Source organism: Caproicibacterium sp. NSD3, from assembly GCF_053613275.1.
Genome location: NZ_CM132119.1, coordinates 85,370 through 105,904, shown reverse-complemented (window position 1 = coordinate 105,904; position 20,535 = coordinate 85,370). Strand labels below are relative to the sequence as shown.

Here is a 20,535-nt window from a genome sequence, read left to right as displayed (position 1 = left end):
TCCGTCAGGTAACTTTTAGTCATCATCCAATTTTAAGACTGCCATAAATGCTTCCTGCGGAACTTCTACTGTGCCAAGTTTACGCATCTTCTTCTTGCCTTCCTTCTGCTTTTCCAGAAGCTTCTTCTTACGGCTGATATCACCGCCGTAGCATTTTGCAAGAACATCTTTGCGCATTGCCTTAACCGTTTCTCTTGCGATAATACGCCCGCCAATACAAGCCTGAATCGGGATTTCGAAAAGTTGGCGAGGAATTTTATCCTTGAGCTTTTCCGCCATTCTCCGTGCGCGTGAATAAGCTTTGTCGGCATGGATAATAAAGGAGAGTGCATCGACGACTTCGCCATTGAGCATAATATCAAGTTTGACAAGGTTGCTCTTCTGATAGCCCTTTACCTCATAGTCAAAGCTCGCATAACCACGGGTTTTACTTTTAAGCGCGTCAAAAAAGTCATAGATAATTTCATTTAATGGCAAAATGTAATGGATATCGACCCGATCCGTATCCAGATACTGCATATCCAGAAAGACACCGCGCCGTTCTTGGCATAGTTCCATAATATTGCCTACATACTCGCTGGGCGAATAAATATGTGAATCCGTCATAGGCTCGCGTGCTTCGGCGATCAGGGAAGGATCGGGATAGTTCGTCGGATTGTCGATATAAACTGTCTGCCCGTCCGTTTTGACAATTTCATAGATAACGCTGGGTGCTGTCGTGACCAACTCCAGATGATATTCCCGCTCCAGCCGTTCCTGAATAATCTCCATATGCAGGAGCCCTAAAAAGCCGCACCGAAATCCAAAGCCAAGCGCAACACTGGTCTCTGGTTCAAATGAAAGCGCGGCATCGTTGAGCTGCAGCTTTTCGAGCGCATCCCGCAAATCCGGATATTTTGCGCCGTCTGCGGGATAAATGCCGCAGAAAACCATCGGCTGCGCCGCACGGTAGCCAGGCAGCGGCTCTTTTGCAGGATTATCCCGCAGCGTAATGGTATCGCCTACCCTCGCTTCACGCACTTCTTTAATAGAAGCGGTCAGGTATCCCACTTCGCCTGCCTGCAGCTCTCCTGCATTTTCAAAAGAAGTGGCGTGCATATAGCCGCATTCCACCACAGTGAATTCGCTGCCGGTAGACATCACGCGAATCACATCGCCGTTCTTTACGGTGCCGGACAAGATACGGATATGCGCTACCACCCCTTTATATGCATCGTAATAGCTATCGAAGATCAGCGCCTGCAGAGGTGCTTTTTCATCTCCCTGCGGCGGTGGAATCAGCGAAACGATCTGCTCCATGACCGCGGGAATGTTTGTCCCCAACTTTGCGCTGATACAGGGTGCATCTTGTGCGGGGATTCCGATCACATCCTCGATTTCAGCTTTCACCCGTTCCGGATCGGCGCTCGGCAAATCAATCTTGTTGATGACCGGCACGATCTCTAATCCGGCGTCTACGGCGAGATAAGTATTGGCAAGTGTTTGTGCCTCAATCCCCTGTGAAGCGTCCACAACAAGGACTGCGCCTTCGCAGGCAGTCAAAGATCGGCTGACCTCATAATTAAAGTCTACATGGCCGGGGGTGTCAATCAGATTAAAAACATAATCAAGCCCGTCTTTTGCCGTATAGACCAGCGTGACCGCATGTGCCTTAATGGTAATCCCGCGCTCACGCTCCAGATCCATATCATCCAAAATCTGATCTTCCATCTCACGCAGAGGAACCGATTTTGTCTGCTCCAGAATTCGATCGGCAAGCGTGCTTTTGCCATGGTCAATATGTGCGATAATGCTGAAATTGCGGATTCTTTCCCGTGGGATTTTCAAAGATCACCGCTCCTTTTCCTTTTTAAAATCAATTCTTAAAGTAAATTTTATTATACCATAAACCTTAAAAAAACGGAACTGCTTTTCTTTTCTTGCAGTTCCGTCCTCTTTTTATTTTCTACGGATTTTTTTCTGCGGACGGTGATAACGGCGGCGAGCAACAAACCTCTGACGGCTCAACGGGTTTTTAACCGCTACCAACATCGTTCCGACCAAAATCACCAAAAGCAAAATCCAGCCTAAAATCCCCAACGTATTTAAAAGCAGATCCCTAGAGCTATCTTTCGGTACCTCGAGATTGGCAGCCGCAGCAGAAAAAGACGGCGTCATAAAAGTGCAAAAAGCCAAAGCACCAATTTCCGCCTGCTTTTTCATTCTGCTGCCTTCTTTCTTTCAGGATTCCAGTGATTCCGGACAGATCAATTCAACGAATTGATCATACCATACATCTGTTGCGAAAGAAAGGGGTCCGAGGCGTTTTGTCATGGGACGCACCTGATCAAGATAAAGCGTATGTGCATCCCCAAAGCCAATCCATCGACAATTTACGTCCACCGTCATCAGCAAAAGTCCTGTTCCCAGCACCAAAAGTGTCGCCCCGCAAGAACATAAAACGATTTTCCAAGTAGACCGCATTTCCATTCCCCCATTCATATTTTCCCCAGTTTTCCCATATACTCCAACAAAACAAGGACAGGGAGGGATTCTTATTGGGCAAATATCTTCGTACAGCCGGAACCGCACTCCTAGCTATTTTTTCCTTCGCCTGTGTGTTTTCAAGGCTGCCGGAATTTTCCGCTCAGCAGGCTGCTGTCGCCGCTGCAGATACAGCTCTGCCGCTGGGCTTTTATCATGAAGTCGTCAATCCAAATGAACCGGAGGCACTTAATTCTTTGCCACAATCCGTTTACATTCCGCCGGTTTCCTCGGATTCCGGCATTTCTTCGACCAAATCATCATCAGCAACCACTGGATCTTCTGAAGCTGCTTCGGGGAGTCTTCCTTCCGATTCGCTTTCTGATTCTCTTTTAGACGGAAACATTCTCGAAACTGATCTTTCTCAGGGTGGAACAGAGCAAAATGGAATCTTTATCAAAAATGCAACTGCCGGGCATTCCGTTGATGCAGCAGATGTTCTTTCGCAGACGCCGCCTCTGGAAATCCACAAAGACGGCAGTCCGATGGTACTGATCTACCACACACACACCTGCGAAGCCTATGCAGGCGTTACCAGCAGCGATGATCCCAGCCTCAGCGTCGTAGCGGTAGGGGATGCCATTTCCGAAGAATTAAAGGCAGCGGGAATCGGCGTCATCCACGATACAACAATCCACGACAGCCCCAATTACAATGGCTGTTATGACCGCAGCTGCGCTACCGTTCAAAAAAATCTTGCGCAGTATCCCAGCATTCAGGTAACACTAGACATTCATCGAGATTCCATGACAACAAAGGATGGAATCCGCTATAAACCCACCGCCATCGTTAACGGAAAACGAGCCGCACAGGTTATGATCATTTCGGGCTGCGACGACGGCACACTGGACTTTCCAAACTGGGCGGAAAATCTCAAGTTAGCGGTTCGTCTACAGTCAGGCGGCACACAATTTCCAAAATTAATGCGCCCGCTCGACTTTATCGACCGCCGCTATAACGAAGAGCTTACCAAAGGTTCTCTGCTCTGTGAATTTGGCACAGAGGTAAACACACTCGATGAAGCGGTTTATTCCGGCCACCTCTTTGGCCAAGTGCTTTCACAGGAACTTTCAAAATTAGCATAGAATGCAGAATGATTTTAAGCAAGCATCAGCTGCTCATACGTTTCGGGGTCAATCGAATCATTTGCCGCACAGTTGATCGCAAGGGCCAAAAGTCCTGCCGCACGCGAAACAAGCGAATCGATTCCACGGGGCGTTACCATCATGGTACCGGCACCTTCTACCTCTCCGCTGCAAAGATCTTCGCAAAGTGTAGCTGCATCCACAACGGTCGGCACGCCAATCCCAATTACCGGAGCCCCTATTGTTTCTTCATCAAGGCGCGGCCGGTCATTGCGCACACCGGAACCAGGCGCGATTCCGCCGGTAGAAATCTGTATGGTTTTGCAAAGCCGATGCAGTCTGCCCGCTGCCAGTGCATCCACCGCAATTACCGCCACCGGGTGAATTTTTTGTACCAGCGCACGCAGAAGCTCTGCTGTTTCAATTCCCGTAGTGCCCAAAACACCGGGCTTTACCACCGCTACCGAGCGCAGCTCTCCTAAACCGACTTCATGTGCAACTGTCCCTTTAATATGACGGGTCGCAAAAACTTGATCTGCACAAATAGGGCCAAGTGCATCCGGTGTCATATCCGCATTTCCGAGACCCGCTACCAAAATTTCTCCTTTGGAAGGCAAAAGCTTCTGCAGCTCGTCCGTTACCAGCCGTCTTAGAGACGCTTCTTCATCATCTCCGCCGCCAATTCGCGGTGCTTCAATCGTCACATAACATACTTCTCCCTCTTTGGATCTGCGTACCGGAAATCCACGCAAATTTTCTTTTTGCGTTGTTTTTCCACTGCGTTCCATCGCAAGATCTGTTCGATATGCCATTAAAATCTTCCTCCTGTCTTTGTTTTTTATAGTCTGTGCGGATTTTTGCAGATTATTTTTTCAAAAGCCAATGTTTTTCGAGAAATTTACTTGCTTTTTCATAGTCACAATGCTATCATTAATAATATGTGACGACCGTAAAAGGAGGTGCAACTATGCCGAACATTAAATCCGCAAAGAAGCGCGTAAAAGTTATCGCTACAAAAACGATGATTAACAAGTCGATTAATTCTGAACTTAAGACCGATATAAAGAAAGCAAATGCCGCCGTTGACGCCAAAGCAGAAGATCGTGCCGAGGCTGTGCGTGTCGCCGTTAAAGCTATCGACCAAGCAGCTGCAAAGGGCATTTTGAAAAAGAATACTGCTGCCCGCAAAAAGTCCAGCTTGAATCGCAAGCTGAATGCTGTAAATGCTTGATTTAAAAGAATCTAAAAGCAGAGCTTTTGCTCTGCTTTTTCTTTTTGCTTTTTTCCCTCGACAACGAACACTTGACTTTTCTCCATCAAATGGATATGATAAAAGAAATGAATCGACTATCGGGAGGTGTCCATTATGAGAATAGAAAATAAATGCTCTGTACTGATCGCGATTATCTCAGCAGTTTCAGCGATTGCCGCTGCCACTGTCGCAGTGGTCCTCTTCTTTGAAAAAAAGAAAAAAGACGAAGAAGAGTTGGACCATTATTTAGACTGCTCCATTCAGTAATTTTAATCAGTATTTTTCAATTTTGGCCCTGTATCGAGAAAATTTCGATGCAGGGCCTTTTTCATTCTTACGAAAACGTTTACAAAAAAAGCTGCCACTCCAATTTTGGAGCAGCAGCTTTTTCTTTTTTATGTCTCGTTATAAATAAAAGAACGAATTCGTTTGCCGGCATTGCTCAAATTATAGCGCCAAACCCATCCGGCATTCCCATAAATACCATCCTGTACGTCAGTCTCGTACTTAATATCTGGAACCGTAATTTGCTCCATTGAAGGTTTACTGCTCAAGAACGGCACATAACCCAGAATCGTATCCTGAGAAAGGCTAGTCTCGCACATTCCCATAACGGTGCGCACCAGTGCTGGATATTCCGTCATTGGCATTGCTTCTACCTTATCTAAAAGATAACTGAGCACTTTTTGCTGACGGCCCGCACGGAAACTATCATTATCATCGTCACGGATACGAGCATAAACAACTGCTTGGTTGCCGTTTAGATGCTGCATGCCTGTCGTTTTAATCATCTGGGCATCTCTCGCCTGTTCGGTCTCTGAACCCCAGATTACATCATTCATTTCCTTCATCTCTTCATCAGAGATATCCATATCAATTCCCCCGACGGAATCGATCAGACCTGCAAATTGTGCAAAATTAACCGTCACATAATCCTGAAGATCCATATTGTAATTCTCATTCAAGGTGCGAAGTGCAAGAGGAGCCCCGCCATAAGCATAAGCATGCGTAATCTTCTCTTTTCCATGCCCATCAATCGGCACATAGCTATCGCGCAAAACAGAGGTTAGTTTCACTTTAGAATGTGTTTTATCGATGGAGAGAATGATTATCGAATCCGAACGGCCATCGTCGGAACCTTCATCTCTGGAATCCACCCCAAATAAAGCGATATTCGTTACACCGGTTTCTTTCATATCGTCCTGCGCATTTGAGGCAATGCCCAATGCCGAAGCACTGCGGTCAATCGCCTTTACCTTAAGCGGCGCAAACATATACTGGTAAGCAACCACGGTAAAAGCACCCAACGCAACAAACAAAATTGAAAGCGTTAAAAGCACTGCTCTACCCGCCGAAACCGGCATCTTTTTTCGCTTTGATGAAGAATGGGATTCGTATGTATCGGGCCGATAAGACCGATTATTGCGATTCTTACTCATCTTTTTCACCTTTTTTCTCTTTTTTGGGTTTCGTCATTTGCGGTGACTTTTTAAAAGCCTCCGTACTTTCAGACGCTTTTAGAAAAATCGTCAGTGTCTGAAAAACCAGCTTCAGATCCTGCCAAATGCTATACTGCTGAATATACATAAGATCCATCATCAGTTTATCTTTGGGCGAAGTATTATACTTTCCCTGAATCTGTGCAAGTCCGGTCAACCCGGCTTTTACACGCAGCCGATATTGAAACTCCGGTAAAGCATTCGTATATTTTTCAACATTCTCCAGCATCTCAGGCCGCGGCCCGACAATACTCATATCCCCTTTAATAATATTAAAAATCTGCGGCAATTCGTCCATTCTGGTTTTGCGCAAAAACCTTCCGGGCGGGGTAATGCGCTTATCGTCCTCTGTTACAGAACGATTTACAGAATTTTCCTCCCGCATGGTACGAAATTTATAAACAGAAAAAACTCTGCCATCTTTTGTCATTCTTTTCTGTTTAAAAATAATATGACCACCGTCATAGGCTTTAATTGCAATCGCACTTCCGAGCATCAAAGGACTCGTGATGATCATCGCGATAATCGAAAGGATCAAATCCATGGTTCTTTTGACAAAGCGCTGTTCCAAGGTAAGTGTTTTTACCTGGAACATGACCATCGGCGTATCGTCCATAGTGGTGGCTTTTGCTCCCAAAGAAACAATATCACGAATTTCAAAATCATAATAGATGTTTTTATTGGCAGCATAACAGTATTCCACCAAATAAGCTCGTTCCTCTGCGGGAACCTGGTAGAGAAACACCGTATCATTCTGGTCAATAAGCTGCAGCACATCCGGATTGTTGAACGAGATCACCTGATTAATACGGTATCTTTTATGATAGCGCCCAATTTTTGGCAATAAATCCCTTACACCCTCTGCACCGGTTATGACACAGCAATTTTCTGTAGGATTGATGGTAAAATAAATAAAGTTGCCAAAATAAGTCCAGAGAACAATTACGGGGATCTGTAAAAGAAACACCAAAAGCAAAAGCTGTGGGGTCTCATATACAAATGAAGAATTATTTCCGTCATTTGTATTCATAATGCAAAGCATTAAATGGGTCACCAAATCTGTCATCAGGGCAGCCAGTACCATCGAACGTGCAAGCTCTTTGCTCTTTTGTTCGCCAATCCGAAAGCCGCCGTAAATTACAATCATTAATCCGCCAAAAAGCGTAAATGTAATCATCGTTACAGCCGCTGTACGGGAAGGGTGCCAAAGCCACGGATTTTCTTTTCCAAAAATTACAAAGAAAATTAAAAACAGTGCTGCAAACAGCAAAAGCTTCAACAGAAGTACAATGGTGGCCTCGCATTTTTTCAGGATTCGCAAAGGAAAACCTCCCTAAAAGAAACGAGTCCGGCCCATCTATAAATGGGGCCGACAACTAATAAACATTTTTTATTATACCAAACACGACAAAGTTTTACAATATATTTATCTGAAAATTCAATTTGCCATTTACTTCTAGCCCCACTTTCCCACACATTTTCAGCTTTTATCTCCGGATCGTGCAAAGAGCGCTGCCAAAAAACCACATATAACTGCGCCCGCAATTCCTGCGGCACCAGCTGTCAATCCTCCGGTAATAATTCCAAGCGGACCATAAAGCCGTACCGCCTGAAGCGTTCCTTTTGCCATCAAATATCCGAACCCAGTGAGCGGCACTGTCGCTCCGGCGCCCGCCCAATTAACAAGCGGCTCATAAATTCCCAATCCACCCAGCACAATGCCCGCTACAACAAAGCTGACTAAAATTCTTGCCGGTGTCAGTTTGGTAAAATCAATGAGAAGCTGTCCAACAACACAGATCAAACCGCCTACTAAAAAAGCACGCAAAATATCCATTTTATTCACCTCAGCCTTAGTATTTGCCAAGGTGTTTTCGCTTATCCTAAAACCAAAATTCTTTTTTACAGAAAAAGAGACTGAGAGAAAAAACCCTCAGCCTCTCGTCTCATACAGATCCTTTCTGCTCCCTAGAAAGCAGAATGTGCAAAAAAAGCACGGCGTTCATTCAAATATATCACGCGAGCCCCGTTGGCCCAGTCCTGTACTGTTTTTGATTATATCTCGTTCAAACAATTATGTCAATCGTAGCGCGTATAATTCACAGAAATTTATTATTTCGTACACAATTTATATCATTTCTACCGAACTATTTTGATTGGATCAAATCTGTTCCCGCTTTTTTCAAAATTTCAATCAGTTTGATCCCCTCCCGCAAGTCTTTTCCTTTTGCAGAAAGATAAACTTTGATCTTCGGTTCTGTACCAGAAGGACGCACGATAATCTTGCTGTCGCCTTCCATGCGGAACTCCAACACATTTGATTTTGGCAAGTCAATGAGAGTTTCCCCATCTTTGTCATGGCGCATACGAGTCTCATAATCGCTCCAGCAAAATACCGGGAATCCTCCCAGTGATTTTGGCGGATCTTCCCGCAGGTGATCCATGATTTTCTTCATCTGCTTCATGCCGTCTTCGCCTTCGAAGGCAAAGTTGAGCAAATCATTTCGATAGAAGCCATGCTCGCGATAGAGTGCTTCCATCGCATCCAAAAGCGTCATATTCTTTTTCTTATACCAACTTGCCATTTCGCAGATCAGCATGCTTGCATTAACGGCATCCTTATCACGCACATATCCGCCCGAAAGATACCCATAGCTCTCTTCGAAGCCAAGAAGATACCGATCTTCTTCGCCTTTTTCTTCCAAAGAGGCAATCTGATCCCCGATATTTTTAAATCCGGTAAGCACGCGATGCAGCTCAATGCCATATTTTTTCGCAACGGGGTCTACCATATCTGTGCTGACGATCGTAGTGACCGCCACCGGATTTTTCGGCAAAATTCCGCGTTCTTTTTTCACACGGGCAATAAAGTCAAGCAGCAAAACACCGACTTCGTTTCCACTCATCAGATGGAACTCCCCGTGCTGATTGACTGCAATCCCGCAGCGGTCACAATCCGGGTCTGTAGCAACGAGCAGATCCGGCTGCACTTTTTCACAAAGTGTTAGTCCGGTCGCAAGCGCCTCGCGGATCTCCGGATTCGGGAACGGGCAAGTAGGGAAGTTGCCGTCTGGTTTTTCCTGCTCCGGAACAACCGTGACGTCTTTCACCCCGATACGGCGCAGAATCTCCTTTACGCAGACAAGCCCGGTTCCGTTAAGCGGTGTGTAAACAACTTTCAGATTATCGCAGTCATCCGAAAGGATTCGCTCTGCTTCCACCCTTTGCAGGAATGATTCAATCACATCATCGCCCATATAGCTGATGCGTCCCTCTTTTAATCCATCTTCAAAGTTCATGGTCTTGGGATCTTCAAAAAGATCGAGCGCTTCGATCTCGTTCATCACGTCGTCCGCCATCTGTGCTGTAATCTGGCATCCATCAGCACCATATACCTTATAGCCGTTATATTTGGCAGGGTTGTGACTTGCGGTCACGCAGACGCCGGCGTCACAGTAAAGATAGCGCACTGCAAAGGAAAGGGTCGGGGTGGGGGAAAGCCATGGATAGATATAAGCTTTGATTCCGTTTGCCGCGAGTACAGATGCAGTCTCTTTTGCAAAAAGCGTGCTCTTAATACGGCTGTCATAAGCGATTGCGGCGGATTTTCCATCGTGTTTTAAAAGATAATTTGCAAGCCCCTGTGTCGCTTTACGGACCGTATAGATGTTCATACGGTTCGTTCCTGCGCCTAAAACGCCCCGCAGACCCGCGGTCCCAAATTCCAAATCCCGGTAAAACCGGTCGTTGATTTCTTCCGGCTGATTTTTAATTTTTTTTAGTTCCTCTGTCAAATCGGGATCTTCCAGATTCCGGCTGAGCCATCTATCATATTCCTTCATGGTCGATTCCTCCCGTTTTCATTTAAATTATTAAATTAAAAGAGTTTTTAATTCTTGATTTTTCCAAAAGAATAGCATGATTGCGTGTTTCTGTCAACGAAACCGGCGTTACAGCCGAACGATATTGGTTACGATTCCCTCGGGAGTCAAGTCAAGAATCCCATAAGTCGCATCCATTCCATGTAAAGAGCCGGGATTCATTAAATAAAGCCCGTCCTCATAATCGATCATGCTTTCGTGTGTATGTCCAAACAGGGCCACATCTGCACCCTGTTCTCTTGCTTCGCTCTTTAATTGATATAATCCGTACTTTACATTCTGCGCATAGCCGTGGGTAAAAAAGATACGTTTCCCTTCAAGTGTTACGATCTGCTCCATCGGAAGATTGCAGCTCCAATCGCAATTTCCGCGCACCATATAAAACTGTTTTTCAGGGAATTTATGCTTTATCATTTCTGCTTCGTCTGCGCCGTCTCCCAAATGGATCACCACTTCGGCCTTTGGCTGCCTCAAAATTGCCTCCTGCAAAGACCAACTGTCGCGGTGTGTATCAGAAACGACAAGAATTCTCATCCGCCCGAACCCTCCTTCGTAATTCATCATATTTTATCATGCAGGTTCATATATATTCTACAGGAAAGGGGTTGAAGAAATGAATCGAAATAACCAAAACCGCCCCAATCAAAACAATTCTGCCGGAAATAATGTCAATGGCCAGCAAAAAGTACAGCAGATGATGCAGCAGCTCTCTAAAGAAGACGCACAAAAAGTGCAAAGCATTCTGCATAATAAAGTTGCTTTGGAACAACTGCTCTCTACGCCGCAAGCGAAGGAACTCATGAAAAAATTCGGAGGCAAATAAAATGGATGATCTCTCGCAAAAGCTCTCTGCCATGCTGAAAGACCCCAATATAATGGCACAAGTGCAGAGTGTCCTTAATTCCATGGGAGGAGGAAACTCTGCTTCGCAGCAGTCCTCACAGTCAAATCCAGTTTCTACTGCCCCTCCTGTTTCCTCAAATCCTGCCCCTTCATCCGGCACCAGCGGACCCCCAGCGAGTGGACCCTCCTTTGGAAATCTTGCGGGAATCTTAGGCGGACTCGATATGAACACGCTGGGACTCATCGCAAAACTTGCCCCCATGATGCAGAGTTTTCAGACCGAAGACAACAGCACTCGTCTATTGCATGCACTGCGCCCCATGCTCTCAGAAGCGCGCCAAAAAAAGCTGGATGAAGCAGTTCGCCTTCTGCAAATGATGCGCATGCTCCCGGTACTGAAGAGTTCCGGCATCCTAGGAAATCTAGGGAATCTAGGCAATCTAGGTGGAATGTCGTAAAATTCAAAAAATTTTCAAAAAAAGGAGACGGCGGATTTGGAAACGGATAACTTTCAAAGACTTCAACAGGAAGCGATCCGGCGTGCGCAGGAAATGCAGCGGCAAGCAAGCCGCATCCAAAATGCTCAATTTTCTGCTCCCGCTCCTACTCCTGTCGCTTCCACTCATAATAATAACAATAATTCCGGGCAGTCATATCCGCAGCAAAGGGCAGCAGAGCCCACAGGAAACGTCCCTCAGCAAAAAAATCCTGTCTCTCACGTTTCTGAGCATTCCTCTGCGTCTGCGGAACCTCCAAACTTAGATATGCCTTCTGAACCGCAGGAAAGCGCCTTCTCAGCTATTTTAAAGGATGGGGAACGAAATCTTCTCTTATCCATTCTTCTCCTCCTGATGGAAGAAAAAAGTGATCCGAGTCTTCTTTTGGCATTTCTTTATATGCTGTTATAAAACTTTAACGAACCTGCCCATTTCCAAAAATCAAAAACTTCGTACTTGTCAACTGCTCCACGCCCATAGGTCCTCGGGCGTGGAGTTTTTGCGTACTGATGCCAATTTCCGCACCCAGTCCAAACTCTCCGCCGTCGGTAAAACGGGTAGAAGCATTTACATAAACAGCGGCACTATCGACCCGCTGCGTGAACTCCCGGGCATGTTCATAGCTTTTGGTTACGATACATTCGCTGTGGCCGGTACTATAGCGTGCAATATGGGAAAGTGCTTCTTCCATATTTTTTACCACTTTAACCGCCAAAATATAATCATCATACTCGGTATCCCAATCTTCTTCTGTTGCAGGAATCACACTGTCGCCGAGGATTTCTCTCGTTTTTTGGCAGCCGCGCAGCTCCACATTTTTTTGATCGAGCAGCGCCTTAATTTTTGGCAACGCTTCCTCTGCCACTTTTTCATGGACAAGGATCGTTTCAATCGCATTGCAGACGCTGGGGCGGCTGGTCTTCGCATTATAAATAATATTGGCTGCCATATCGAGATCAGCGGAATCATCTACATAAACATGGCAGTTTCCGGCGCCGGTTTCGATCACCGGAACCCGCGCATTTTTTACCACCATTTGAATCAGCCCTCTGCCTCCGCGGGGAATCAGGACATCCAGATAGCCGGTAAGATTCATCATCTCATTTGCACTCTCATGTGAGGTATCCTCTACCATTTGAATGCTGTCCTGCGGCAAACCTGCTTCTTTTACCGCTTCTCTCATCAAATCGGCTACACATAGGTTACTGTGGATTGCCTCGCGCCCTCCGCGCAGAATCACAGCATTTCCGGCCTTTAAACAAAGTGCTGCCGCATCAGAAGTCACATTGGGACGTGCCTCAAAGATAATTCCGATCACGCCTAACGGCACTCTTATCCGCCGAATCTCAAGACCGTTTGGACGGACTTCGCCTTCTATAACCGAACCGATCGGGTCTTTCTGAGCCGCTACTTTTCGCACGCCCTCAGCCATTTCGTGCACTCGTTGAGGCGTTAAAGCAAGCCGATCAAGCAGTGCATCTGTCATACCGCTTTCCTTTGCAGCCTTTAAATCTTTCTGGTTCTCTTCTAAAAGCTTTTTCTGATTGTTCTCCAGCGCGTCCGCGATCTTTAAAAGCGCCTGATCTTTTTTGGACCCGCATTGGCAAGGATTCTTGCTGCTTCTTTTGCAGCTTTTCCCATTTCGAGAAGCGTTTTGCTCATTCTGCTGCTCCCTCCTCATAAAAGACAGTTCCCAAGGGTTTTCCGTCCAGCAGGTGATAAATATCTTCCGGATCTCCGCCGGACATTACTACGCACGGAATCTTTTCCCCAGTGGAAATTTTTGCTGCGGCAATTTTAGTCGCCATACCTCCCGTGCCGCGATTGCTGCCTGCACCGCCCGCGAGAACCTCTATCTGCGGCGTAACACCCTTTACCACCGGAATCTTCTTCGCATCCGGATTTGTTTGAGGATTTGCGTCATAAAGGCCGTCTATATCGGTTAAAATAATTAAAAGATCCGCTTTTGTAAGTACCGCAACCGTAGCAGAAAGCGTATCGTTATCGCCAAATTTCTTGCCAACCAATTCGTCTACCGCAACTGAATCGTTCTCATTTACAATCGGAATCACGCCCATCTGCAGCAGCGCTTCAAATGTATTTTCCGTATTCTTTTTGCTGTGCGGATACTCCACCACATCGCGGGTTAAAAGGACCTGCCCCACAATATGATTATATTCCCCAAAAAATTTATCATACATAAACATCAGCTCACACTGTCCAACAGCCGCTACCGCCTGACGTTTTTCCGTCTCTTCCGGCTTCTTGGAAAGTCCCATTTTACCGACGCCGACTCCCATCGCTCCGCTGGTGACCAAAATGATCTCCCGTCCCTCGTTGCAAAGTCCGCTCAGTACTTTACAGAGTCTTTCAAAGCGCCTAAGGTTCAGGCTGCCGTTTTCGTAAGTCAGCGTGCTGGTTCCGACTTTCAGAACAATTCGTTTTGCCTGTGTAATCTTCGACATTTTGGAGGTACCCCCTCTTTTTAAATGAATTTATATAATAATTATATCACATTTTACAGTTTGAAAAAAATCTAGTCTGTAAATATTTTTACAAATTGGCCTCTTTTTAAAAAGAATGTATAAATTTTCTGATCTTTGGAAAATCTATTTCCATAAAGGAGGTAAAAAACCAATGGAAACATTTGCGCTTTGCCTGGTAATTATCGGCGGTATCAACTGGGGCAGCGTTGGAATTTTTGGAATAGACCTGGTTGCATGGCTTTTCGGCGGCGCGGGAACATGGCCTGCCAGAACCGTTTATATTCTGATTGCGCTGTGTGCAGTTTACTGTATTTCTCTTTTATTTCATCGCCATTCTGAGGTCGATGAATATCATCATGCACACCAAGCCTAAGCTTAATCTTTTCTAAAAAAGCGGGGAACAAAACGTTCTCCGCTTTTCATTATTTATTCGTGTTCACGGTGAAATGGGCGGCCTCCCGGACGTCCGGGACGATGGTCATCACGGCGGGGTGGACGCCGGTTCTGCTGTTCCTCTGAAACATCATTTTCCGGAACAAGTCCCTCGACCTCAATCAGCGCCTCTCTGCGCGATAGATTCAGTCTGCCGCGGTCATCGGTGCCGATTACTTTTACCATCACAACGTCTCCAACCTTTACGACATCCGTGACTTTATCCGTATGTTTTACATCAAGCTGTGAAATATGCACAAGCCCCTCTTTTCCGGGAGCAATTTCTACAAAAGCGCCGAAATCCATTAGTCGGGTCACCTTGCCGTTATAGATAGCACCGGGTTCCGGATCATGTACGATCGTATCAATGATCGTCATCGCGCGCTTGAGATTATCATAGCTAAGGCCGGTTACATAGATATGGCCGTCTTCCTGTACATCCATCTTCACATTGCATTCGTCGCAGATTTGATGGATCACTTTTCCGCCACTACCGATTACTTCGCGAATCTTATCCACCGGAATCTGAGTGCTCATCATCTTGGGTGCATAAGGAGAAAGTTCTTTTCTAGGCGCCGAAATCGCCTTCAAAATCACTTCATCAATAATGTAATTGCGCGCTTTATGGGTCTTATAAAGTGCCTCTTTTACCATTGCGAGAGTCAGCCCATTAATTTTAAGATCCATCTGAATGGCAGTGATTCCTTCTTTGGTTCCGGCTACCTTAAAGTCCATATCGCCAAAGAAATCTTCGAGCCCCTGAATATCCACCATCGTCATCCAACGCTCGCCTTCCGTAATAAGGCCGCAGGAGATTCCGGCAACCGGCGCCTTAATTGGGACGCCTGCCGCCATCAGTGCCAATGTGCTTGCACAGATAGACGCCTGACTGGTAGAGCCGTTGCTCGAAAGCACCTCACTCACCAAACGATAGGTATACGGAAATTCGTCCTGCGAAGGAATTACAGGCAAAAGAGCTTTTTCCGCCAATGCGCCATGCCCGATTTCCCGACGTCCGGGACCCCGGCTCGGCTTTGTTTCGCCGGTACTGTAACTCGGGAAATTATATTGGTGCATATAGCGCTTTTCTTTTTCTTCCCCGATATCGTCCAGAAGCTGTGCATCGCTCGCAGAGCCCAGCGTCAGAGCAGTCAGCACTTGCGTCTGACCGCGGGTAAACATACCGCTGCCATGAGCACGCGGCAAAAGGTCGATCTCGGCATTAAGCGGACGCATTTCGTCCATCCCACGTCCATCCACACGCTTCTGCTCATCCAAAAGCCAGCGCCGCACGATATATTTTTGTGTTTTATAGAGGCATTCGTCAAGCTGCTTTTCGCTGTCCGGATATTTCTCTGCAAAATGCCCAAAAACATCGTCATAAATTGGTTCCAAACGAGCGTCGCGCACATTTTTATCATTGGTATCCAGCGCAGCTTTTACTGCTTCACCGGCATAATTCATGACGTCATTTTGCATTTCATCGCTTGCATGAACTGCTTCATATGTAAATTTTGCTTTGCCAATTTCGTCTTGAATTGACTCAATAAAAGTGACCATCTTTTTATTCTCTTCATGACCAAAAGCAATCCCCTCGTACATTTCTTCATCAGAAACGATCTTGGCGCCTGCTTCAATCATGGGAATTCTCTCAGCGGTGGAGGAAACGGTCACCGCCATACGGCTCTGTTCGCGCTGTGTGCTGGTCGGATTTAAAACATACTGCCCATCAATCAATCCCACCGATACAGCAGAAATCGGGCCTTTCCATGGGATATCGGAAATAGAAAGCGCAATTGAAGCCCCAACCAGCGCAGTAATTTCCGGTGAATAATCCTGATCCACACTCATCACGGTGCAAACGACCGTGACATCATTGCGCATATCCTTCGGGAAAAGCGGACGAATGGAGCGGTCAATCAAGCGGCTTGCAAGGATTGCTTTCTCTGGGGGTTTATTTTCCCGGCGCAAAAACGAGCCCGGAATTCGGCCGACCGAATAAAGTTTTTCTTCAAAATCCACAGACAACGGAAAAAAGTCCATCCCTTCCCTGGGTTTCGCGCTGGCGGTTGCCGTACAAAGGACTGCAGTGTCTCCATAACGAACCATGCAGGCACCGTTAGCAAGCTGAGCCATCTTTCCGGTTTCTACTCGTAATGGGCGACCGGCAAATTCGGTTTCAAAAACTTTATAATTTTCAAACATGTGCGTTTCCTTCCCGCGGCCAGCTTCCTCAGGCCGCCAATTAATAGATTATTCATTTATATTTCATAATATTAGCACACATTTTAAAAAATTTATAGCCTATTTTGCAAAATTTCTGATTGTTTTTGACGTTTTTACCATTCATTTTTTTCAATTAATCTAACAGAATTGTTTTTCATGTAAAACACACAAAAAAGCCTGCCTTTTTTAAAAGGCAGGCTTTTTAATTCTTGTAATTATTTACGGATTCCGAGTTTTGCAATGATGGTACGATAGCGCTCAATGTCATTTTTCTGCAGATAATTGAGCAGATTACGACGACGACCGACCATCTTCAGCAAGCCGCGGCGGCTATGGTGATCCTTGTTGTGGGTGCGCAGATGCTCAGTAAGATCGTTAATGCGCTTGGTCAGAACAGCGATCTGAACTTCCGGAGAACCCGTGTCGCCCTCATGGACGGCATATTCTTTGATGATTTCCTGTTTTTCTGTTTTCAGCATTGTTTTTTCCACCTTTTTTTAAATTCCCGCATTCGCAGAGAAACGCCATGTGGCTTCCCTTTTTGGGGCAGACGCGATTCTCCGGGAAATGGGGTGCAGAATTTAGTATAACACAGAGTTTTTCGATTATCAAGAAAAATTCCGATTTCGAGCATAAAACTCCAGCGCAGTCTTTCCATCTCTCCGAATTTGTTCCTTCAAGGCTTCAATACTCGGAAATTTCTGTTCCGGACGCTGAAAATGCAATAGTTCGGTTTGAATCTCTTTTTCATAGAGATCGGGCCCTTCATAGAGCGGCATCCATGTTTCCGCCAGCACCTCTTTTGAGCCCACAGTCGGTTTAATCCCTACATTTGTCACGCCACAGTAATGTTTTCCATCGAACAAGACCCGCGATACATAAACCCCAAACCGAGGCAGAACAAAGCTTTGGGGCACCCTCTGATTGAGGGTAGGCGTTCCCAAAGAATGTCCTAGACGCCTTCCGTGACAAACAGTACCGAAATACCCATAGGGACGTCCCAAAAGCCTCGCGGCCTCTCCCATATTGCCCCTTGCCACAAGGCTGCGAATTCTCGTGCTGCTGATCGGTTCGCCGCCCTCTAGCACGGCCGGCACCACCGCAGTTTCGATTCCGCGCTTTTCGCAGAGGATTTCCAGAGTCTTTTCAGTGCCGCGCCCTCCGGCGCCAAATGTATAATTAAAGCCACAGCACACTTTTTTTGCATGACAGACCTTTTGCAGGATTTCATCAACGAACTCTTCCGGAGAAAAGTGCATGATATCCCGAAATTCTAAAATGTAAAGCTGTTCCACGCCGAGAGACTCCAAAATCTCAATTTTCTGCTGTCTGGTAATTAATTCTCCGCCGGCATGTCCACCCAGATCACAAAGAGGATTTTCCGCAAAGGTCAGCACAGTCGGCGATAATCCAGGCAAATCCATTGTCTGGGCGATTACCTTCTGATGCCCCAGATGAATCCCATCGAATGAGCCCAATGCCACCGCAGTAGCCACCGGGGATTCTTTCAGCGATTCATATACCTTCATTTAAGTTCCTCCTGATCCATAAAAATTTTCAACACCCGAAGAGCGTCTTCCTGCCATTCTCCCAGCCCTAGAAACTGTCCTTCGGGACTTTTTATCCGAAGAGGAGTATCTTTTGGAAATTTTTGTTCCCCAAAACGTTTGGGGTCAAGCCAGCCTCCGTTTAAAAAGCGCTTTGCCTGCGCTTTACTTACAACGACTTTGGGATATTCCCCAAAAAGAGCTTCTATGGGCAGTACCTTTTTTAAAAGTTCTTCTTTTTCCATTGCTTTCGCTTCTAAAAGTGGAACTGCCGTATCTATTGAAAATCCGGCGGCCGCAAGCCTTCTCAGATTTGTCATGACTCCGCCGCAGCATCCGGATTTTTTCCCTAAATCATCAATCAGCGTTCGGACGTAAGTCCCTTTTGAGCAGGCGAGCTCCAGAGCGCCGCTCCGGGTCTTCTCATCATATTCCAAAAGCTTTAGCCGATAGATCGTAACCGGGCGGGCAGAGCGTTCCACTTCGACCCCTTGCCTTGCCAGATCATAAAGCCGCACTCCGTTTTTTCGAATTGCGCTGTACATTGGCGGTACCTGCAAAATTTCTCCCTCAAAAGTTCGCATCGTTTCCCGCAAAGCTTCTTCGGACACAGATTTTTCATCTTCTTCGAGAAGCTGTCCGGTGCGATCCAGCGTGTCGGTTCGCTTTCCAAGCAAAAATTCTGCACGATAGGTTTTTGGCCGTTCTTCTAAAAAAGGAATCGCCCGGGTTCCTTTCCCCAAAAGCAGCGGTAAAACACCGGTTGCCATTGGATCAAGCGTTCCGGTATGCCCAATTTTCCGCTCTCCAAAAAGGTGGCGCATCACCGCAACTGCATCAAATGAAGTGAATGTTTCCGGCTTATCAAGGATAAATACACCATTCATTCTGAATCCAACGCTTCTTCGCAGGCACTGACAATCTGTTTTTTCGCTTCTTCCAAAGAGCACTGGAGCGAACAGCCGGCAGCCCCCGGATGACCGCCGCCGCCAAATTTCACACAGATATTGGAGGCATTGAGCGGGTGCAGCGCACGCAAAGAAATCTTAACGGAGCCATCTGCCTTTTCCCTTAAAGTAACCCCGATACGAACTCCTTCGATCTGCCTCGGGAGAGAAGCTAGGCCTTCGGTCTCTTCTTCTGAAATTCCCGAAGCTTCCACCATTTTTCTGGTAATGGCAATCACTGCAACTCTGTTTTGAGAGAAAAACTCCAAAGTTCCCAAAACCTGCTGTTCCAAACGAATTCGGTCACGGCTTTTTGTTTCAAACATCAAATGATTGATTGTAGAAGCCTCTACATGGCATTCCAAAAGTTTTGCCGCAATGCGGTGCGTTTTCGGAGTCACATTAATATACCGAAAACAGCCGGTATCGGTAGAAATTCCGGTATAAATTGCAGTTGCGATCGGCAACGTAAGCGGAACTTCCAAATATTTAAGCAGATCATAAATGATCTCGCAGGTGGCCGCCGCTTTAGGATCCACATAATACTGCTTTGCATAGTGCATATTGCTGGGATGATGATCAATGCAAAGCTCCACTTTTCCGCCCCACTGGGACAAAAGCGGTTCTTCCAAAAGTTTTTCGTCCGCCACATCTACCGCAACAATGGTTTTGGGGGTAAATTCCTGCTCCGGAAGTTCTTGAAACAGAAATTCAAATTTTTTCCCGATCTTATCACTGCAGCGAACCTGTGCTCTTTTTCCAAGGCTGCGCAGAGCAAGACAAAGCGCTGCCCCAGACCCCAAGGTATCGCCATCAGGAGAAGAGTGGCAAAGAATCAGAATATCCTCTCGGCTTTTCAAAAAAGCGGCAGCTTCATTCAGCGTGATGGTCATCTTTTTCCTCCAAATCATTGAGCACTTTTGAAATATGCGCACTGTATTCAATCGAGTCTGTTGCTTTAAAAAGTAGTGCAGGAACATGCCGTAAATGGAGCCGTTCTCCCAATTCCCGGCGAATAAATCCGGAGGCGGATTTTAGTCCTTCAACGGCACGTTTTGTACGGGGAAGTCCTTCCATATCACTGACGTAAACCGTACAATATGAAAGATCAGAGGTAACTTCTACCCGCACAATTGAAAGGAGGGTAGAAGTTACCCTCGGGTCTTTGAGTTCACGAAAAATTGCAGTCAGCTCCCGGCGGATATCCTCCGTCGTGCGTCCCATACGATGGCTTGGCATTGATGCAAAGCCTCCTTTCTTATTCTTGCAAAAAGGGATCCGCCGCACCACAAATAAGGCGCAGGGCGGTCCCTTCTT

Annotated in this window: 24 protein-coding genes; 7 read left to right on the top strand and 17 right to left on the bottom strand. The window is 46.3% G+C overall.

All coding sequences use genetic code 11. The annotated features are described in order from the left end of the window. Positions 1-15: 15 nt before the first annotated feature. From lepA to ACVS9P_RS00545, 3 genes are all read right to left on the bottom strand, one after another. Complete coding sequence (lepA, locus tag ACVS9P_RS00555) at positions 16-1,827, bottom strand: translation elongation factor 4 (protein ID WP_452103709.1); 1,812 nt, start codon at positions 1,825-1,827, stop codon at positions 16-18. A 111-nt stretch (positions 1,828-1,938) separates the two neighbouring features. Next, positions 1,939-2,202 (bottom strand): hypothetical protein, encoded by a 264-nt coding sequence (locus tag ACVS9P_RS00550; RefSeq protein WP_452103708.1) that lies wholly within the window; start codon positions 2,200-2,202, stop codon positions 1,939-1,941. Positions 2,203-2,220: 18 nt separating this feature from the next. Continuing rightward, complete coding sequence (locus ACVS9P_RS00545; protein ID WP_452103707.1) at positions 2,221-2,463, bottom strand: hypothetical protein; 243 nt, start codon at positions 2,461-2,463, stop codon at positions 2,221-2,223. Between the two features lie 74 nt (positions 2,464-2,537). Here ACVS9P_RS00545 and spoIIP point away from each other — a divergent pair, with 74 nt between their 5' ends. Continuing rightward, positions 2,538-3,608: a stage II sporulation protein P gene (gene spoIIP, locus ACVS9P_RS00540; RefSeq protein ID WP_452103706.1), complete on the top strand. Its 1,071-nt coding sequence runs from the start codon at positions 2,538-2,540 to the stop codon at positions 3,606-3,608. A 14-nt stretch (positions 3,609-3,622) separates the two neighbouring features. On the opposite strand, the gene gpr is transcribed toward spoIIP, so the two are convergent. Beyond that, entirely contained in the window at positions 3,623-4,420 is a 798-nt protein-coding gene (gpr, locus tag ACVS9P_RS00535) for a GPR endopeptidase (protein WP_452103705.1), read from the bottom strand. A 155-nt stretch (positions 4,421-4,575) separates the two neighbouring features. Here gpr and rpsT point away from each other — a divergent pair, with 155 nt between their 5' ends. Both rpsT and ACVS9P_RS00525 read left to right on the top strand, forming a co-directional pair. Continuing rightward, positions 4,576-4,839 carry a 30S ribosomal protein S20 gene (gene rpsT / locus ACVS9P_RS00530; RefSeq protein WP_266162407.1) on the top strand — a complete coding sequence of 88 codons (264 nt, stop codon included), beginning with the start codon at positions 4,576-4,578 and terminating at the stop codon, positions 4,837-4,839. A 135-nt stretch (positions 4,840-4,974) separates the two neighbouring features. Beyond that, positions 4,975-5,127, top strand: coding sequence for a hypothetical protein (locus tag ACVS9P_RS00525; RefSeq protein ID WP_452103704.1), 153 nt, complete (start codon positions 4,975-4,977; stop codon positions 5,125-5,127). A gap of 128 nt (positions 5,128-5,255) precedes the next feature. On the opposite strand, the gene ACVS9P_RS00520 is transcribed toward ACVS9P_RS00525, so the two are convergent. From ACVS9P_RS00520 to ACVS9P_RS00500, 5 genes are all read right to left on the bottom strand, one after another. Then, on the bottom strand, positions 5,256-6,299 hold the full coding sequence (locus ACVS9P_RS00520; protein WP_452103703.1) for an LCP family protein: 1,044 nt from the start codon (positions 6,297-6,299) through the stop codon (positions 5,256-5,258). Continuing rightward, positions 6,292-7,680, bottom strand: coding sequence for a sugar transferase (locus ACVS9P_RS00515; protein ID WP_452103702.1), 1,389 nt, complete (start codon positions 7,678-7,680; stop codon positions 6,292-6,294). The genes ACVS9P_RS00520 and ACVS9P_RS00515 overlap by 8 nt, the downstream gene beginning before the upstream one ends. 159 nt (positions 7,681-7,839) lie before the next feature. Beyond that, positions 7,840-8,196, bottom strand: coding sequence for a stage V sporulation protein AE (gene spoVAE, locus ACVS9P_RS00510; protein WP_452103701.1), 357 nt, complete (start codon positions 8,194-8,196; stop codon positions 7,840-7,842). Between the two features lie 310 nt (positions 8,197-8,506). Beyond that, positions 8,507-10,201 (bottom strand): phospho-sugar mutase, encoded by a 1,695-nt coding sequence (locus tag ACVS9P_RS00505; RefSeq protein ID WP_452103700.1) that lies wholly within the window; start codon positions 10,199-10,201, stop codon positions 8,507-8,509. Positions 10,202-10,309: 108 nt separating this feature from the next. After that, entirely contained in the window at positions 10,310-10,774 is a 465-nt protein-coding gene (locus tag ACVS9P_RS00500) for a metallophosphoesterase family protein (RefSeq protein ID WP_452103699.1), read from the bottom strand. 79 nt (positions 10,775-10,853) lie between these two features. On the opposite strand from ACVS9P_RS00500, the gene ACVS9P_RS00495 reads away from it, so the two are divergent. From ACVS9P_RS00495 to ACVS9P_RS00485, 3 genes are read left to right on the top strand one after another with little or no spacing between them, the layout of a single operon-like run. Continuing rightward, positions 10,854-11,063, top strand: coding sequence for a hypothetical protein (locus ACVS9P_RS00495; protein WP_452103698.1), 210 nt, complete (start codon positions 10,854-10,856; stop codon positions 11,061-11,063). Position 11,064: 1 nt separating this feature from the next. Then, positions 11,065-11,541 carry a hypothetical protein gene (locus tag ACVS9P_RS00490; protein ID WP_452103697.1) on the top strand — a complete coding sequence of 159 codons (477 nt, stop codon included), beginning with the start codon at positions 11,065-11,067 and terminating at the stop codon, positions 11,539-11,541. 36 nt (positions 11,542-11,577) lie between these two features. Next, entirely contained in the window at positions 11,578-11,991 is a 414-nt protein-coding gene (locus tag ACVS9P_RS00485; RefSeq protein ID WP_452103696.1) for a hypothetical protein, read from the top strand. Between the two features lie 4 nt (positions 11,992-11,995). On the opposite strand, the gene ACVS9P_RS00480 is transcribed toward ACVS9P_RS00485, so the two are convergent. Further along, positions 11,996-13,261 carry a glutamate-5-semialdehyde dehydrogenase gene (locus ACVS9P_RS00480; protein ID WP_452103695.1) on the bottom strand — a complete coding sequence of 422 codons (1,266 nt, stop codon included), beginning with the start codon at positions 13,259-13,261 and terminating at the stop codon, positions 11,996-11,998. Further along, positions 13,239-14,045 (bottom strand): glutamate 5-kinase, encoded by an 807-nt coding sequence (gene proB, locus ACVS9P_RS00475; RefSeq protein WP_452103694.1) that lies wholly within the window; start codon positions 14,043-14,045, stop codon positions 13,239-13,241. The genes ACVS9P_RS00480 and proB overlap by 23 nt, the downstream gene beginning before the upstream one ends. A 172-nt stretch (positions 14,046-14,217) precedes the next feature. Here proB and ACVS9P_RS00470 point away from each other — a divergent pair, with 172 nt between their 5' ends. Further along, complete coding sequence (locus ACVS9P_RS00470) at positions 14,218-14,439, top strand: DUF378 domain-containing protein (RefSeq protein ID WP_452103693.1); 222 nt, start codon at positions 14,218-14,220, stop codon at positions 14,437-14,439. A gap of 53 nt (positions 14,440-14,492) precedes the next feature. Here the strand turns inward: ACVS9P_RS00470 and ACVS9P_RS00465 are convergent, their stop codons facing one another. The 6 genes from ACVS9P_RS00465 to rbfA all read right to left on the bottom strand — a co-directional run bounded on the left by ACVS9P_RS00465 (position 14,493) and on the right by rbfA (position 20,457). Beyond that, complete coding sequence (locus ACVS9P_RS00465) at positions 14,493-16,703, bottom strand: polyribonucleotide nucleotidyltransferase (RefSeq protein ID WP_452103692.1); 2,211 nt, start codon at positions 16,701-16,703, stop codon at positions 14,493-14,495. Positions 16,704-16,939: 236 nt separating this feature from the next. After that, positions 16,940-17,203 carry a 30S ribosomal protein S15 gene (gene rpsO, locus ACVS9P_RS00460; protein WP_452103691.1) on the bottom strand — a complete coding sequence of 88 codons (264 nt, stop codon included), beginning with the start codon at positions 17,201-17,203 and terminating at the stop codon, positions 16,940-16,942. A gap of 129 nt (positions 17,204-17,332) precedes the next feature. Further along, on the bottom strand, positions 17,333-18,253 hold the full coding sequence (ribF, locus tag ACVS9P_RS00455; protein ID WP_452103690.1) for a riboflavin biosynthesis protein RibF: 921 nt from the start codon (positions 18,251-18,253) through the stop codon (positions 17,333-17,335). Then, complete coding sequence (gene truB, locus ACVS9P_RS00450) at positions 18,250-19,158, bottom strand: tRNA pseudouridine(55) synthase TruB (RefSeq protein WP_452103689.1); 909 nt, start codon at positions 19,156-19,158, stop codon at positions 18,250-18,252. Before truB ends, ribF begins: the two co-directional genes overlap by 4 nt. Continuing rightward, entirely contained in the window at positions 19,155-20,111 is a 957-nt protein-coding gene (locus ACVS9P_RS00445; RefSeq protein WP_452103688.1) for a DHH family phosphoesterase, read from the bottom strand. The genes truB and ACVS9P_RS00445 overlap by 4 nt, the downstream gene beginning before the upstream one ends. After that, entirely contained in the window at positions 20,092-20,457 is a 366-nt protein-coding gene (gene rbfA / locus ACVS9P_RS00440; protein ID WP_452103687.1) for a 30S ribosome-binding factor RbfA, read from the bottom strand. The genes ACVS9P_RS00445 and rbfA overlap by 20 nt, the downstream gene beginning before the upstream one ends. Positions 20,458-20,535: the final 78 nt, after the last annotated feature.